The organism is Peribacillus sp. TE19612 (assembly GCF_056279465.1).
The window spans coordinates 18482-34888 of sequence record NZ_JBWCCL010000023.1; the positions used below are offsets into that span (position 1 = coordinate 18482).

The following is a 16407-nucleotide window of genomic DNA, read 5'->3' on the forward strand; positions in this document are numbered from 1 at the left end:
AAACTCATACTCATATTACCATTTTCAAACTGTTAATGCAATAAAGGATATCGCCCCATTCAGAGTTACTAAAACTTTGGATCGTTTCAAAAACTGTGAAATTGGATATCACCACCTGATAAATGTACAGCTGATTTATTCAACAGAATTACCTTAGTTACTATAACCTATCATGCGTAAGTGGATTCAGACTGGAAACGACAGTTGGCTTCAGGAATCCAGTTGGGAGGGTTTCAGTAACCTATTCCTGTTTTAAAATAACGGTTCGGGATAAACCATTCCAGACCACTTACTATATCCATGTGAATTTTTCACAAAACGAACATCCATTTATAAATATGATATGAGTTTAAATCAAATAGTTTCAACAAACCTTTTTCAGGAAGGATTAAATCTAATGATAACACCCTTCCACGGTTGCCCCCGTTGGAAGAAAGGGCTTATCATGATTGAATTTCCAGGTATATGGGATCATTCATTTTTCCGAAAATTACATCTTTTTGTCTAAAAATTATAGTAATTAAGTCTAAATGCAGTATGATTGACCTATCAACAAATCAACGGGGGGTTATATGAACATATTCACAATAGATGTTCCTTTATGTAAGGATTTTGGTCGAATCTTAAAGAAAATGAACAAGAAAGTCACTTTTTTGGAGGATCCACTCAATCAAAGTCATCTATTCGAAGATTCATCGGACTTAATGAAATCATTATTTATTTTGCCTTTACACATATCAAAAGATTCTTGGCAGCAAACTTCTTTATTCGCCTTAGCTGAATCTCACGAAATCCCTATCTTATTCATTTACAAACGCGCTTTAGGAATGGATTCCCCTCAGGCCTTACCGGAAAAGACCTTTTATGAAACCATGGCAGTCCCTGCCGATTCAGTAGAAGTCCGGATTAAATTAAAGTCACTCAAAAACATCAGCATGCAATTGTTTTCGGCAAAACTGAAGGGGCAAGAGCTTGAAAAGATACACCAAAAATCGGCAAGGAGCCTGCGAATTGCAAAGGGCATTCAACTTTCAAGTTTACCTTTGTCGATCAATAATGAAGATATAGAGATCAAAGGCCTTTTTCAGCCTTCGAGTGACCTTTCTGGGGATTTATTTTACTGGGCGGAGGTTGATGACAGGATATACGGTTTCATCATGATCGATGTATTTGGAAAAGGCATCCACACAGCCCTTATAAACATGTCCATAAGGGCTTTGATGCCCGACCTTATCAAACGGGTAAAAGACCCCATTTACATAACAGAGGAACTGGGCAAACATATTCAGGACCTATTTCAAGGAGTTAATCGGCAAAACAAAAAACATGCTCGTATTACAGCCTTCATCGCATACGTGAATACAAAGGATCGACTCATCGAATATGTGAACTACGGACTTCCTTCAGCCTTTTTGTATTCCCCATGCACCAACCAAATTCTCAATTTAAACGAAGGGGCCACCCCAAGCGGACTGATCCCCGAATTGCCCATGAAAAAAATAGTCTTTCATTATGAACCAGGAAGCCGATTCATCATCTTTACAGATGGACTGTCTAAAACGCCCACACCTTCCGCCATTGACCGATCTGACAATATCGAGAGGGAATTCATTGAAAATGTCCATCTCGATACAAATGACCTTCTTCAGAAGCTATTGGTCTCAAGGATGAGGCATTCAGTGATTAACGATGACATCTGCATTATAGCCGGGACACTGTTTTAAACACAATAAAAAAGGCCGTTTCAAAAAAGAAACGGCCTTTTCTTTATTTTTTATTTTTGTAGAGCTTGAACGACTTCCTCCAGCTTCATGCCCCTGGAAGCTTTAACAAGTATGATGTCATTTTCCTGTGTGGACGACTTAAGTTCCTCTATAAGCTCCTGCTTATCTTGAAAAGGGCGAACCTGCTCCGATGAAAAAGACTTGCTCGCTCCCTTGGCAATAAACTCGGCTAAAGGACCATATGTGAAAATCTTATCAATCCGCTCATTGGAAATCAATTCACCAATTTTCGTATGAAAGTCTTTTTCCTGCGGCCCTAACTCCAACATATCTCCCAATACAAGGATCTTATTCTCGAATCCAGATAAGCCCTCAACCAACTCCACTGCCGCCTTGACTGAAGTTGGACTGGCATTATATGCATCATTGATGATTTTCTGCCCTTTTGCGCCTTCAACCAATTCCATCCTCATATTAGTTAACTGAATGGTCGATAGGCCTTTACGGATCGTCGAATCATCTACATTGAATTCTTTAGCAACCAAGATGGCAGCCAACGCATTAAGAACATTATGATGACCTAAAACAGGTATCTCATAACCGATTTCCTTATCACCGCTTGCGATTGTAAACGTGGTACTGTCTGCCCCTTGGCTAATGGCCTGTGGATATAAATCATTTTGTTCCGTACGTCCAAAAGATATTACGTTTAAATCAGGAAAATCCTTTTTGATCCGATCGCGAAGCAATGGTTCATCACCATGATATATCAACGTTCCATCTTTCGCCAAACCTTCGACAATTTCCAACTTCGCATTCGCGATTTCCTCGCGTGATCCTAAATCCAATAAGTGTGATTCACCGATATTGGTAATGATCGCTACATCAGGCTTTGCCATTTTGGATAAGAACTCGATTTCACCGCGGCTGCTCATTCCCATTTCCAAAACAGCCGCTTCCGTATCCTCTGCCATAGAAAGCACCGTTAACGGCAAACCTAAATGATTATTGAAGTTTCCATTTGTTTTATGAACCTTATAGGCAGTGGCCAGCAGCGCAGCGGTCATATCTTTCGTAGTGGTCTTACCGTTGCTCCCTGTTATCCCAATGACTTTTATATTCAACTCCTGGCGGTAAGAACGCGCCAATTGCTGAAGTGCTTTCTCAGTGTTTTCGACAATGATTATCGGTAAATCATCAGGAGGATTCGGAACATCCCTTTGCCAAAAGGAAGCTGCAGCCCCTTGCGCTAAAGCCTGCTTGACATACTGATGGCCGTCAACCTGCTCACCCTTAAGCGGAATGAACAAACATCCTTCCTTAACCGTTCTTGAATCGATGGTAACCCCATTAATTCCTTTGGACTGGAATGGACTGATATCATTCAATCCCTCTGCCATTTCATGTACTTGTTTTAACGTTCTCTTTATCATTTTGTTCCTCCTACATTCATCGAACCGTTAATCGCTCTCCGTTAACCAAACGAAGCAGAAACCAGTTTAAATCGCACCGGTTCCTGCTGATTGGAATCCATCAAATCAAGGCTTGATGGATTGTGGAGTTTACTGATACTTTACCTGCATGATCAAACTGTATATTTGATTTGTTGTTTTTCCTGATGACGTTCCAAGGCAAGTTTCACGAGTGTTTCAATTAACGCTGGATAGTCGACACCTGTGTGCTTCCACAATAACGGAAACATGCTGAAAGGAGTAAACCCAGGCATTGTATTCACTTCGTTAATATAGATTTGCCCCTCATGCGTCAAGAAGAAATCTGCGCGAACCAATCCAGAGCAATCCAATGACTTAAAGGCAGTAATGGCCATTTCGGATAAAGCTGCATACTCGCTTTCCGTTATCTCCGCCGGAATGACCATCGCTGAATTACCGTCTACATATTTTGCTGAATAATCATAGAAGGCAAAATCTTTCTTAGGGATGATTTCGCCTGCCACTGAACAAGACGGTTCATCATTACCAAGAATACCAAACTCGAGTTCACGAGCAATGACCCCTTCTTCAATGATGACCTTCCGATCGAATTGAAAAGCTTCCGCTACCGCTTTTTCCAGTTCATCAGCATCATTACATTTGCTGATACCGACACTTGAGCCTAAATTGGCAGGTTTGACAAAACAAGGGTACCCCAATTCATCCGCTACCTTTTTGATGGCACTTTCAGTATTCTTCTCCCATTCAGAACGAATGAACCAAGTGTATTTCACTTGAGGAAGTCCCGCCTGGGCAAAAATGTTTTTCATGATGACCTTATCCATTCCTGCTGAAGAAGCTAAAACGCCATTCCCTACATAAGGAAGGTTCAACAGTTCCAGCATCCCTTGTACGGTTCCATCTTCTCCATTCGGTCCGTGAAGCAATGGGAAAATTACGTCATACCCTGTTGATTCACTATTTTCATCAGTTGAATGTGCTTGCAAGGCAAGAGGCGAGCTCGATTTTTCCGGTGAAAATGTCAATGCCTCCACGTTCTCGGCAGGACCTGTTAACTTTGGTCCATTAATCCATGAACCATCTTTTGTTATGTAAATCGGATATATATCAAACTTTGCTAAATCGAGAGCTTTAATGACCGCTAAAGCCGTCTGCATAGAAACCTCATGCTCCGCAGATTTTCCACCATAAAGCAAACCAAGTTTAGTTTTCATGAGTTATTACCCTCCAATATTCTTTTAACCATGTTCATTGTATCACTTTACACTAAAACGGATAAAGCGAAACTTCCATCATTGAGGCTTTTCCAATGATTACTATTTTGCAGAACACAGGATAAAACCGCCACATCCTGTGAACACCTCTACGTTTCCCTCTCTTATCTTTTATGCATGAGACGGTAAGTCTTACACCTAAAAAGTTCAAGGACTTCAAATAAAATTAGGAGGATGGTGTATTTTTAATAACACTTTCCCAAATCTTCTCTTTTCGATTGAAGATAATAAATGCATCGGGCTCCTTACTATCTCTATCCGAAAAGGAATCATGCATCTCATCCATGTTTAAATAATCCCCTACGACCCATGCCGGTATCTCAATTTTCGTTCTAGTATACTTAACATCCCGAAAGGAAAAAACGAGCCCCTCTGCCAGAATATGAGCCAAAGAAGCAATGATTTCTGCAGGAATCGCCGTCAGCTCTTTTTTCTTTCTGATTCCAAGCCACGTCCTCTCTACTTTTAATGGCTCCAGCTTTAGCGGAATCAGACTTCCTAACATCATATAATATGTCGAAAGAGAACGAAAATAAATTTTATTGAACCAGCCATCATCCTGGGCAAGGTACACAAATTGGTTATTCAATTTACGGAAAAACGGGGGATCCAGATGGGTTTTAGCATGTCCTAAATATAAAAGTTCCGCTATTTCCCTTCCATCCAATTCATCCAGCCCTTCCGCTTCTTCAAAATCGATCCAACAGAAATCTCCATATGCCCGGACATTTTCTTTAACGAGCTTCGCAATAGCTTCAGATGAAGCGCTCTCAAGCAGGACATTCAAATTGTATTCCCCACCATCGAATTGATGTTTCAATAATAAGATCGAATCCAAGGTATACGGAAGCGAATTGACGAATTCACGAAAATTGAGTCCATTAAAAAGGACAAACCGTTCGGAAGCCTGCATATACATGTATAAGATATCATTGCTATCATTCTTCATAACCTGACCCCCTCCGAGCTCTCAATCAATAATGTTATTTTATCAAACTTTTGGAGTTTCACGTAAGTTATATAACCCCAATATTAATCATCATCTGCATCGTTTAAATTACATGAATCAAAATCCATTTTAACCAATAGGAAAAAATATAGAATTCGAAGAATGGATCATGAATGGTTTTATCATTCATTCACTCATTTCATGTGGCCGCTCCCCTTTATGCTGATGATCCCCAGCGCAAAATACCCGACATTAGTCAAATCAACCGTATTTTAAAGCCTGAAGGTAGTTTCATTTCACAACACATGACCTTCTGGGAGGAAGAGGAAATGATTTGGTTTTGGGGTAAACAAGATGAAAGGCTTTATGCATTTGGGGGTATTTTGACATCCGGGAAGACGCGTCAAGAAGTAGTTCCCTCCATAACACCTGAAGGAAGCAGAGTTTTACAGTCATCGAGAAAAATTAAGGAAGCGCTTTTTCATTCAATAAAAAAATCCAGAGTGACATTTCACTCTGGATTTTTTGTATCAAGAAACTTGTTGTTCTAGTTCTTTTTTGGAGGGAGGGTTGAATTGACCTTCCCATTTAGAGATAACGATTGCCGCAAGTGAATTACCAATAACGTTTACCACTGTACGTCCCATATCAAGAATACGGTCGATACCGGCAATAAATGCTAGACCTTCAATAGGAATACCGACAGTTCCCAATGTCGCTAAAAGAACTACGAAAGATACACCTGGTACACCCGCAATCCCTTTGGATGTGATCATTAACACTAGCATTAGCGTGATTTGCTCATACATGCTTAAATCGATTCCATACATTTGAGCGATGAAGATAGCTGCTAACGCTTGGTATAATGTAGAACCATCAAGGTTAAAGGAGTATCCAGTCGGAATAACAAATGTAGCAATATGTTTCGGACATCCCGCTTTCTCCATTTTTTCCATGATTTTCGGAAGAACCGCTTCTGAACTTGCAGTAGAGAAAGCAAGAATCAATTCTTCTTTTAGAAGTTTAATCAAACTAAAGATATTGAATCCTACAAATTTTGCAATAAGACCCAGAATGACAATTACAAAGAAGATCATTGTTCCGTAAACAGAAAGCGCTAACTTTCCTAACGGAATTAAAGATTCCAAACCGAACTTGGAGATAGTCACACCGATTAGTGCAAATACACCGATAGGAGCGAATTTCATGACCATGTTAGTTAGGTAGAACATTCCTTCAGCTACACCTTGGAAGAAACGGAATACTGGTTTACCCTTTTCACCGATGGCCGCAATACTTAGTCCAAACAACACGGAGAAGAAAATGATCGCTAGCATATCGCCTTCTACCATGGCTTTAACTGGATTGGATGGCACGATGTGTACAAGTGTATCTACGAACGATTCATGCTGCTTAGTTTCTGCTGTATCAACATATGTGGAGATATCAGTTTGTTCCAGGTTATTCATATTCACACCAGCACCAGGCTGGATGATATTCGCTGAAATTAAACCAACAGCAATCGCTATCATAGTTACGACAACAAAGTATGATAATGATTTAGCACCTAGTTTTCCTACCGCTTTCAAGTCACCTACACCGGCAACTGCAACGATAAGGCTGGATACGATGATCGGCACTACGATCATTTTAATCATTCGTAGGAAAATGTCTCCGAATGGCTGTAAAAAGCTTTGGGCCGACTCATTACCATAAAAAATGGCACCAACGATAATCCCTAGAATTAAACCAATGAAAATTTGGCTAGCTAAACTTAATTTGAATTTCTTCATTTACTTTCCTCACCTTCCATAAAGTCTTTGATGCAAAAACATTTTTGTCTCGGTAAGGGAAACAAGATACTAATAAAAAGAAAGTAATTTTTCTTTTTTTGAAAAACTCTGTCTTTACGCCGAAAAAAAAGACACTTCATGTGTCGATTTCTTATTGGCGTGAATATTCACACATGTTCCCTTAAAGACGCTGACGAGGTTAGCTGTCGGGTTAGGAATTGGAAACACAAATGCCCTTTCATTTCTGAATTCACCCCTAGCGGATAAACTCCACAAAAATGGGTCCCCCGTTCTTGGAATAAGATTAAGCGAGTTAACTTATAATAAAATATTATACTAAAAATGATAATCTGTAAATATTTATTCGCATCAGTTCTAGAAAAAATCTTTTAATATGTCTGAATATTCTGCATTAAAGGCTGTTGTATCTATAATTTCGCTTCCCGATTTTTAATCAATTAAGTTATATCGATATAATTAATTCCTAATTTAACATCACCTCTCTTGTGAAAAAAGCGGTTATTTTTCCAGAATGCCAAGTAACAGATATCTTACTTTTTCCCTAGAGGTGAATTTTTTATAAGTTCCAGCTTTCACTTTTTCAAATTGAATCGGGGTAATAAAATAAGAATGGTTCTTCACTGCCGCATTCGGCTTCAGCAAGATGACGTCACCTACAGACGGTCCCTTTATGATTTCTTGCTTCCCTTCAGCCTTAAGACCTTTTGTAATGTAATGTTTATCCACATGGCCTTTATTAGTCAACTTGTAAATATAAGGCTGCTTTTGGTATTGTACGGCCTCTATCGGAATGGAGGGTACACCGGCTTTCTCATTGGTTATTACAGTAAGATTCACTTTCGATCCCACCAACAAAGGTTCCGTTTCTTCGCCTTCCGGTTCGATTAAAGCCTGAAATGGAAATCTGTTATTTTTTTTTAATGATGGCTCTTCAGCGGGATAGGAATGGATACGGCCTATCTTCCCTTTCAATGCCTTTTTTGAATCAGAGGAACTTGCTTTTATAGTCATACCCACTTCAGCCTTTTTCATTTCCTCTTCTGAGAAATTCCCTTCAATTGCCATATTTGTCGAAACAATGGATATAATGGGATTATTCAGGTTTTTATTGATATTTTTAACGACACCATCAGCCTCGCTCGTCGTTACAATTGCACTGGACTGCTCCTCAATCGAACTTAATTTAGCATCAAGCATTTTCACTTTTTCATCCAACCTGTTTTTTTCTAGTTCCTGCTTGTACATTTCTTGCTCAATGTTACTTTTAATAAGATCTGAAGAGCTTGTCGTTATATCAATATTCAAGTTCTTTTCCACCGATTCATCAATTGCCGCTTCAGGTTCACTGGTCATGGTCCCCTGATAAGACCTCAACTTCCCTATGTATTCCTCAATCCCTGCAATTTCCCCCTCGGCGGCCGTTTTCTCCGCTTCCAAATTCGCTTTAAGCGCATCAAGTTCGGTCGTCGTATACTCAAACAACGAGGAGCCAGCCGTAATCGCATCGCCTTCTTTTACAAGGAATTTCTTAAAATCATTTTTCTTGGCATCAAAATAAATATCATACTCTTCTACTGGTTTAATTACCCCATTTGTTTGAATAGTATCCGTAATTGTATCTTTTTTTACCTTAGTCCAGTTTTCAACGAAAACCGTCCGTTCCACTTTGCTTTCTTTTTTTTCAATAAGGTATAAGTTAACGGTTATTAACACTATCGACGCAATGGAGACCGCCGCTATTTTCCATTTACCGCTCATTCATTTCACCCGCTTTATACAAATACGCCTACTTGGATGTATCCTAAAAAGGCTTTAACAAACCATGTGGCCAAATAGAATAGAACAATCATTAAAAGGACCAAATAATTATTACGTTCTGTAAATTCCTTTAAATAAAAATATTGCAAAGCAATAATAAGAAATTGAAAAATGGTAATTCCGCTGAAAAAGTGAATGAAATAATCACTTCTGAGAAAATACTGACTGATGATCCCCAATGAAAAAGGATTGGCATCGCTACCTATATCCATTAAAACGAATAAGGGAATCAATAATGTTTTTTCCATTAATTGCAAGCCAAAAAGAATCATTTGAACGATAACTAATTTTATATAGGGGATATCAGTAACGATCCAAAAGAATAGAGCTGCTAAAAATATGTATATGGAAGGGTCGATTATTCCTGTTATTATATTGCCGCTCAAAATCAGCAACTTTGCTGCTTCGAATTCATTGGCGCTCATCTTCGTGATTTCTTTGGAGAATGATTCTGAACCAATGCCAAAATATCCCCCAACGGCAAATACTATAAGACTAAGTAAATATAAAACTATTAATTTCAATCCAAGCTTTGTGACTGCCTCTGCATTTTGCAGCTGATAACGACTCCGATAAGGCTCTAAAATGCCCTTTAACAATCCGACCTGGTACACCATAATTGGTCCTCCTGCAAAAAATGATATATCATCATACATTTTATCCTATTTTGGAAACAATTGCAGAAATAAGGAATGAATATACAAAAAAAACACATAAGCCTTTCCCTTCAAATGTAATCCTCATACTAATTTGGTGTTAATACTGACAAATGGTGGGCGAGGACTTTAATGCGCGAAGGAGTTTGTCTATAGTTCTCTCCATCCATATCCACATCAAGCGGCCTCTTGGATTCAATAGTCAAGGTACCTGCTTGTAAATAAGTCACCCCAGAGTCAGAACTCATATTTTCAGTCCATGAACGTTTCATCGCTATTATTTCTAAAAATGCACCAAGGCTTGCATTTTCCAAGATGGCAACGCCAAAGAGCCCATCGTCTGGACTAATCATGGGGAAGGGTAATAAATTAGTGCCGATAAAACAACCATTCAAGACCAAAATCATAACGGCTTCCCCTTCAATGAAATTCCCATCATATTCTAGTTTATAGGAAAAGGGAGCATTCTCACCAATCGTCCTTACAGCGCTTAATAAATATCCTATCTTTCCGAACCTGCTTTTTTCCTGCTCATCAATATTGTTTGAAGCATCTGAAATAAGTCCCACTCCCCAGAAATTGGAAAAATAATCATTATTGGACTTCCCAATATCAATTGGACGAACCTTGCCATTTACTAATGCTTCCGCAGCTTGACGAACTTTTTGAGGAATCTTTAATGTCCTGGAAAAGTCATTGCAAGTCCCTCCAGGTAAAATCCCAAACAACGGCCGCCTCTGAAGGGGTGAAAGGCCATTTACACACTCATGTACCGTTCCATCTCCTCCCAATACGAAAACTACATCCATTTCTTCACCATATTCCAAACAATAACGGCATGCATCGCCTTTTTGCTTGGTTTGTAGAATGAGAAACTCATCAATATGTGGAGCTAATACCGGAAGACACTCCTCAAGATTCCTTTCGAGTTTATCATCCCCTGCATTTTTATTATAAATCAGCATTCCCTTTTTCCATCGCATGATTCTTGCCCCCATATTATTGAAAGAATGGTCTTCTTCCCATCACTTTTTACTTTTTCCTAAATCTCCGCTTTTAAAACTCATTAAAAATTTAAATGAAAAAGAGGCTATTCGCCCCTTTCAGTAAAGCCTTCATATATACAACAAATAATCCTTCATCATTAAGATAAGCTTTGAACACAAGGGACTCCTCTTTTCATTTTTTTCCAAAAATAACAAAAGACTTTCCAAGATGATGGAGCTCGGCTTAACTTTTGAAAATTCTTCCTGGAGCGCCTTTAAAGCTTCCGTATTTTTACGTGTTTCCATTCCCTCTTCTTTACGTGTTTCCACTTCCAGCATCCTGGCGATAATCGAATGGATTTCTTCTTTTGGGCTCACATCCCGCATCGAGCAACCTGGTAGGGGAAATTGTTTCAATAATGGATCTTCCATGTTCTCCAGGCTTGCAACAATGGAATCCATCCGATTCAAAATGAAGCTAGGTAACAATTCCACATCGAAAGCATTTTGCTTTCTGATCAATATTCCAATATATCCTTTGAAAAGCGAATCTAAAATTATGGTGCAATCGGGCAGAAGATCAGATGAAAGTCCCGGGTATAACTCAATGATTTTACGCTTGAACCAAATCAAGCCCTCTTCATGGATATAATGTAAAAATCCATCTAGTTCCTTGCTGATATGAACCATTTGTTCCTGCATCATCATTTGAATCAAGTTGGTATTTCCCGTCATATGTTCAATGTGAACAGTGATCTGCCTCATGAATTTGTCTTTACTGGACAATGAAGCATCCAGTTCAAGATCAAGTAATGAGTCTGTCAACGCTTCATAATAAAATTTAAAAATGGAGACTAGTAATTCCTCCTTCGATTTAAAATAATTATAAAAGGACCCTTTTGCTATCCCGCATTTTTCAACAATTTCCTGAACCGAAGTTGCATGATAGCCTTTCTCCGCGAAAAGCTCTACAGACTTATCTATGATCATCTTATTTTTTTCTTTCATCAAATTCATCCTATCTCTTAAAATTGTCCATTGGTGACCAATGGGTCACATCTTCCAAATTGTATCCCAAAACCCTTGAAATCACAACGTTAACACTAACGGATATTATCTGTTGCAATCATAATCCATATACTATATATTTGAGTTTGTGACCGACTGGTCACAATTTTATGTATGGAGGGTACAAGCTTGAATTCAATAATTAAATTTTCATTAAAGAATAAATTGGCAATCTGGTTGCTTACCATCATCATCGTTGCAGCTGGTTTATACTCCGGTTTAAACATGAAACAAGAAACCATACCAAGCATCTCCACTCCTTTAATAAGCATCTCCACTGTTTATCCTGGAGCTGCACCTGAAGAAGTAGCAGATAAGCTCACAGACCAGATTGAGCTAAAAGTAACAAATTTGCCAGGAGTCGAATTAGTCAGTTCTTCGTCCATGGCCAATGCCTCTTCCATCCAATTACAATATGATTATGATACGGATATGGACGATGCAGTAAAAGAAGTGAAAGAAGCTTTAGAGAAATTGGAACTGCCAGAGGGAGTAGATGACCCGAGCGTATCTAAATTAGAATTAAACGCTTTTCCTGTCGTCGCACTCAGTGTAACAGATAAGGCTTCTGATTTACCAGCCCTTACAAAAAATGTCGAAGAGGTGTTAGTACCTAAACTTGAAGGAATTGACGGCGTGACATCCGTATCCATTTCCGGACAGCAAGTAAATGAAGGCAGCCTTGTATTCGACCAGGACAAGATGGCTCAATACGGGCTCGATGAAGAAACCGTAAAGAAGGTTATTCAGGCCGCAAACGTCAGTATGCCCCTTGGCATATATAACTTTGATGATAAAGAGAAAACGATCGTTGTGGATGGAAACATTTCCACATTAAAGGACCTGAAAAATGTAAAGATACCTTTAACCGGCGGCCCGCAAACAGGAGCTCCAGCACAAACTGGACAGGAAACCAATCAATTATCTCCTGAAATGGCAACAGGTCCTGCCCAAATGCAAAATGTGAAATTATCAGACATTGCCGATGTTAAAATCACCGGTAAGGCTGAATCGATTTCAAGAACAAACGGTAGCGAATCGATTGGAATTCAGGTTACAAGATCACCTGATGCCGATACAGTTGCAATCGTCGACGAAGTAAATGAAGAAGCATCGAATTTCAAAGAAGAATTTAACGGGGTAAGTGTACACACTACTCTCGATCAAGCTAAACCGATTAAAGATTCTGTTGAAACCATGATCAGCAAGGCACTCTTCGGCTGTCTGTTTGCCGTCATTGTTATCATGCTGTTCCTTAGGAACTTTAAAACGACTCTCATTTCCGTCATTTCGATTCCATTATCCCTGTTAGCAGCCCTTTTGGTGCTCAAACAAATGGATATTTCATTGAATGTCATGACACTTGGGGCCATGACCGTTGCGATTGGCCGAGTCGTCGATGACTCCATTGTCGTCATAGAAAATATTTATAGAAGAATGGCTTTAAAAGGCGAACAATTAAAAGGAAGCGAATTAATACGATCTGCCACTAAGGAAATGTTCATCCCTATCCTTTCATCGACAATCGTTACTGTAGCCGTATACCTGCCTTTAGCAAGCGTTACAGGACCTGTCGGGGAACTATTCATGCCATTCGCCTTAACAATGGTGTTTGCATTAGTCGCTTCATTAATAATCGCCATCACACTTGTTCCGGCAATGGCAGACTCTTTATTTAAAAAGGGACTATCTAAAAAAGAATTACAATCACATGAAGAAAAGCCAAGCAAACTATCAGCATTCTATCGAAAATCACTGGATTGGTCGTTAAACCATAAGCTAATCACTTTCGGTACAGCCATTGTATTATTAGTTGGAAGCTTATTCCTAATCCCAAGCATCGGTGTCAGCTTCATGCCTGCAGATGAAGAAAAAACGATCATCGTAACTTACACTCCCGCACCTGGAGAGTTAAAAGAGGATATTGAAAAGCAAACAGAAAAAGTGGAAAAATACTTCATGGATAAAGACGATGTGAAGACCGTTCAATACACACTTGGTGAAAGCATGATGGGCGGCAGCATGATGGGCGGCTCGAGTAACTCGGCTCTCTTCTATGTACTCTATGACGAAGACACCGAAAATTTCGGGGACAAAAAAGAAGCCGTCATAAAAGAATTAACTGAACTTGATTCACCTGGAACATGGAAACAACAAGATTTCACGTCAACATCAAGCAACGAAACCACTCTATTTGTTTACGGAAATAAACAAAAAGATATTGAACCGGTAATTGATGATATTCAAAATATCATGAAGAAAAACAAAGATTTAAAAGATGTTGATACAAGTCTTTCGGATGCTTATGAGCAATACACTCTAGTGGCAGACCAAGAAAAGCTAAGTGACCTTGGACTGACAGCTGCACAAATTGGCATGTCCATTGCCAATACGAATAAAGATGATGCTTTAACTACCATTAAGAAAGATGGAGAAGAAGTCAAAGTATATGTCGAGACAAAAGAAACGACATTCGAAGACAAAAAAGATCTAGAGAATACGAAAATTTCTTCTCCAATGGGAATGGAAATCCCATTGAAAGAGCTTGTGAAAATCGAAGAAGGCAAAGCTTCCGATACAATCAGCCGCCGCGATGGAAAAATTTATGCCGACGTGTCTGCAACAATCAAATCGGATGATGTGGCCGCAGTGACAGCTGAGGTACAGAAGGAAGTTGATAAATTAGATCTTCCTGCAAGCGTATCTATAGACTACGGCGGAGTGACGGAAGATATCCAAGAATCATTCACTCAACTTGGTATCGCTATGTTAGCGGCAGTTGCTATCGTATACTTTGTCCTAGTCGTTACTTTCCATGGTGGTTTAGCACCAATAGCCATTCTCTTCTCCTTACCATTTACGGTAATCGGGGCATTGGCAGGGCTATTCATTGCAGGTGAGACCATCAGCGTTTCGGCAATGATGGGTGTCCTGATGCTTATTGGTATCGTCGTGACCAATGCCATCGTATTAGTGGACCGCGTTATCAAGAATGAAGAATCCGGGCTATCTACCAGGGAATCTTTACTCGAGGCAGGATCCACCCGTCTACGCCCTATCCTGATGACTGCCCTTGCCACAATCGGCGCTTTAATACCTCTGGCAATCGGTGCGGAAGGCAGCGGATTAATATCACAAGGTTTGGGAATTACCGTTATCGGCGGACTGGTGAGTTCTACATTGCTAACACTTGTAATAGTGCCGGTAGTATATGAAGTTATAATGAAAATAGGTAAAAAGAAGAAAAAAACAGTTAAGTAACGAAGAAAAAGAAGAGGGGATTCCTGATATAAGGAATCCCCTCCTTTTTGATTCAACAATGCATCAATATGTTCGGCCCTTTTGACTGAACTATATTCCTCTTCTTTCAACCTGTCCCGTCTCTTAAGACAAAACGTCCTATTCGTCATTTCCAATGATATCTGTTTGTTTAAACAAAAAAAGGAAAGATCTCGCTTCCCCTTTTAATTTCTATATATTAGTGTTTGGTGAAAGTTTGATCTATCGCATTTGCCAGATCCAGCGATTTTTCTTTTAGATAACGCTTCGTAACGTTTAAATCTTTATGACCGGCAAGCTTGGATATCGTTTGTATATCTATTCCATTATCCACTAACCTTTGACAAAAAGTATGTCGCAGTTTATGCGGATGCACATTGTATTTTTTCAATATATATTGAACTGACCTCGGAGTGATCCTTTGATTATAGCTTGAGATGAATAGCGGATCTGCTTTTTCTTTTAAAGAAAAAAGATAATTTTGTACATGTTGTATAGCCGATATCGTAAGGGGTACGGATCTGTCGATTTCACCTTTTGCGTTCCGGACAAGTATATAATTTCGGTCTGTTTCCATGATGACGTCACAGCCATTTAAGTCACATAATTCGGATACACGAATTCCAGTATGTAACAAAAGGTAGACGATGGCAATGTTCCTTAGATTTCCTTCTGCTTCTATATCTCTTAACAGTATCTGCTGCTCATTGAGGCTTAAAGTTTCAGGTACCTCAAGCTTGTGCTCCTTAACTTTACGTTCCACAGAAAGCATCACTTGCGGTTTGCCTAAAAATTTAAAGAAGACATTTAATGCGATATAGTGTTTTTCGATTGTCCCTGGGCTTTTCTTGCAATTTTCTAAATAATCAAGATAACCCTGAACATCTTCAGAATGGATCTCCATCAATATCATTTGTGTCTGGTCACAAAACTGTGAAAGGACACCAGTATACGTTTTGATCGTATTAGCTGATTTGCCTTGGTCTCTCAACCATTCAGCAAACGAAAAAATCATTTCATCTTTAGCAGAGGTATCCATCGGCTATTCCCCCAATGACAGTTTCAGAACTATGTTAAGTTTAACATATATCCCTACAGAAACGAAGAATTCTGCCCCTTTGTCTTAAACTGATATGGATAAGACAGATAGCTGTAGAAATTCAGATGCATTAATAGTATGTCCTACCATTTACCCTGCATATAACTTTCTTTAAGGTCTTTAACAGGTTTAAATAATAAGTACTGAAGATAACGACCTCGAAAAAGACCAGCCGGATGGCTGGTCTTTTCAAATGGCTTGGCGGCGTCCTACTCTCACAGGGGGAAACCCCCAACTACCATCGGCGCTGAAGAGCTTAACTGCCGTGTTCGGAATGGGAACGGGT

Annotated in this window: 11 protein-coding genes, 1 rRNA gene and 1 riboswitch; of the genes, 2 read left to right on the forward strand and 10 right to left on the reverse strand. The window is 39.3% G+C overall.

Annotated elements, in window-relative coordinates; all coding sequences use genetic code 11:
• Positions 1–572: 572 nt before the first annotated feature.
• On the forward strand, positions 573–1724 hold the full coding sequence (locus ACZ9AO_RS24870; protein WP_476110998.1) for a PP2C family protein-serine/threonine phosphatase: 1152 nt from the start codon (positions 573–575) through the stop codon (positions 1722–1724).
• Between the two features lie 50 nt (positions 1725–1774).
• On the opposite strand, the gene ACZ9AO_RS24875 is transcribed toward ACZ9AO_RS24870, so the two are convergent.
• From ACZ9AO_RS24875 to ACZ9AO_RS24910, 8 genes are all read right to left on the reverse strand, one after another.
• The gene (locus ACZ9AO_RS24875) at positions 1775–3157 is read right to left on the reverse strand and encodes a UDP-N-acetylmuramoyl-tripeptide--D-alanyl-D-alanine ligase (protein ID WP_476111000.1); all 1383 of its coding nucleotides are present in this window, start codon (positions 3155–3157) and stop codon (positions 1775–1777) included.
• Positions 3158–3309: 152 nt separating this feature from the next.
• A complete protein-coding gene (locus ACZ9AO_RS24880; RefSeq protein WP_202317157.1) occupies positions 3310–4392 on the reverse strand; it encodes a D-alanine--D-alanine ligase in 1083 nt (360 codons plus the stop codon).
• A gap of 226 nt (positions 4393–4618) precedes the next feature.
• Entirely contained in the window at positions 4619–5401 is a 783-nt protein-coding gene (locus ACZ9AO_RS24885; RefSeq protein ID WP_048679928.1) for a hypothetical protein, read from the reverse strand.
• A gap of 530 nt (positions 5402–5931) precedes the next feature.
• Positions 5932–7194: a cation:dicarboxylate symporter family transporter gene (locus tag ACZ9AO_RS24890; RefSeq protein ID WP_476111002.1), complete on the reverse strand. Its 1263-nt coding sequence runs from the start codon at positions 7192–7194 to the stop codon at positions 5932–5934.
• Positions 7195–7367: 173 nt separating this feature from the next.
• Positions 7368–7515, reverse strand: a riboswitch (cyclic di-AMP (ydaO/yuaA leader).
• 198 nt (positions 7516–7713) lie between these two features.
• The gene (locus tag ACZ9AO_RS24895) at positions 7714–8973 is read right to left on the reverse strand and encodes an efflux RND transporter periplasmic adaptor subunit (protein ID WP_476111004.1); all 1260 of its coding nucleotides are present in this window, start codon (positions 8971–8973) and stop codon (positions 7714–7716) included.
• A 14-nt stretch (positions 8974–8987) separates the two neighbouring features.
• Entirely contained in the window at positions 8988–9650 is a 663-nt protein-coding gene (locus tag ACZ9AO_RS24900) for a hypothetical protein (protein ID WP_476111006.1), read from the reverse strand.
• Positions 9651–9778: 128 nt separating this feature from the next.
• Positions 9779–10672, reverse strand: a complete 894-nt coding sequence (locus ACZ9AO_RS24905) for a diacylglycerol/lipid kinase family protein (RefSeq protein ID WP_476111008.1) — start codon at positions 10670–10672, stop codon at positions 9779–9781.
• 132 nt (positions 10673–10804) lie between these two features.
• Positions 10805–11683: a TetR/AcrR family transcriptional regulator gene (locus tag ACZ9AO_RS24910; RefSeq protein ID WP_476111010.1), complete on the reverse strand. Its 879-nt coding sequence runs from the start codon at positions 11681–11683 to the stop codon at positions 10805–10807.
• Between the two features lie 189 nt (positions 11684–11872).
• Here ACZ9AO_RS24910 and ACZ9AO_RS24915 point away from each other — a divergent pair, with 189 nt between their 5' ends.
• Positions 11873–15004 carry an efflux RND transporter permease subunit gene (locus tag ACZ9AO_RS24915; protein WP_476111012.1) on the forward strand — a complete coding sequence of 1044 codons (3132 nt, stop codon included), beginning with the start codon at positions 11873–11875 and terminating at the stop codon, positions 15002–15004.
• A gap of 217 nt (positions 15005–15221) precedes the next feature.
• Here the strand turns inward: ACZ9AO_RS24915 and ACZ9AO_RS24920 are convergent, their stop codons facing one another.
• Positions 15222–16061 (reverse strand): tyrosine-type recombinase/integrase, encoded by an 840-nt coding sequence (locus ACZ9AO_RS24920; protein WP_476111014.1) that lies wholly within the window; start codon positions 16059–16061, stop codon positions 15222–15224.
• Between the two features lie 256 nt (positions 16062–16317).
• A 5S ribosomal RNA gene (rrf, locus tag ACZ9AO_RS24925) occupies positions 16318–16407 on the reverse strand; the annotation flags it as partial.

Coding starts and splice junctions, on each gene's coding strand:
- ACZ9AO_RS24870 (WP_476110998.1), top strand. CDS start 573: ATGAACATATTCACAATAGATGTTCCTTTATGTAAGGATTTTGGTCGA.
- ACZ9AO_RS24875 (WP_476111000.1), bottom strand. CDS start 3,157: ATGATAAAGAGAACGTTAAAACAAGTACATGAAATGGCAGAGGGATTG.
- ACZ9AO_RS24880 (WP_202317157.1), bottom strand. CDS start 4,392: ATGAAAACTAAACTTGGTTTGCTTTATGGTGGAAAATCTGCGGAGCAT.
- ACZ9AO_RS24885 (WP_048679928.1), bottom strand. CDS start 5,401: ATGAAGAATGATAGCAATGATATCTTATACATGTATATGCAGGCTTCC.
- ACZ9AO_RS24890 (WP_476111002.1), bottom strand. CDS start 7,194: ATGAAGAAATTCAAATTAAGTTTAGCTAGCCAAATTTTCATTGGTTTA.
- ACZ9AO_RS24895 (WP_476111004.1), bottom strand. CDS start 8,973: ATGAGCGGTAAATGGAAAATAGCGGCGGTCTCCATTGCGTCGATAGTG.
- ACZ9AO_RS24900 (WP_476111006.1), bottom strand. CDS start 9,650: ATGGTGTACCAGGTCGGATTGTTAAAGGGCATTTTAGAGCCTTATCGG.
- ACZ9AO_RS24905 (WP_476111008.1), bottom strand. CDS start 10,672: ATGCGATGGAAAAAGGGAATGCTGATTTATAATAAAAATGCAGGGGAT.
- ACZ9AO_RS24910 (WP_476111010.1), bottom strand. CDS start 11,683: ATGAAAGAAAAAAATAAGATGATCATAGATAAGTCTGTAGAGCTTTTC.
- ACZ9AO_RS24920 (WP_476111014.1), bottom strand. CDS start 16,061: ATGGATACCTCTGCTAAAGATGAAATGATTTTTTCGTTTGCTGAATGG.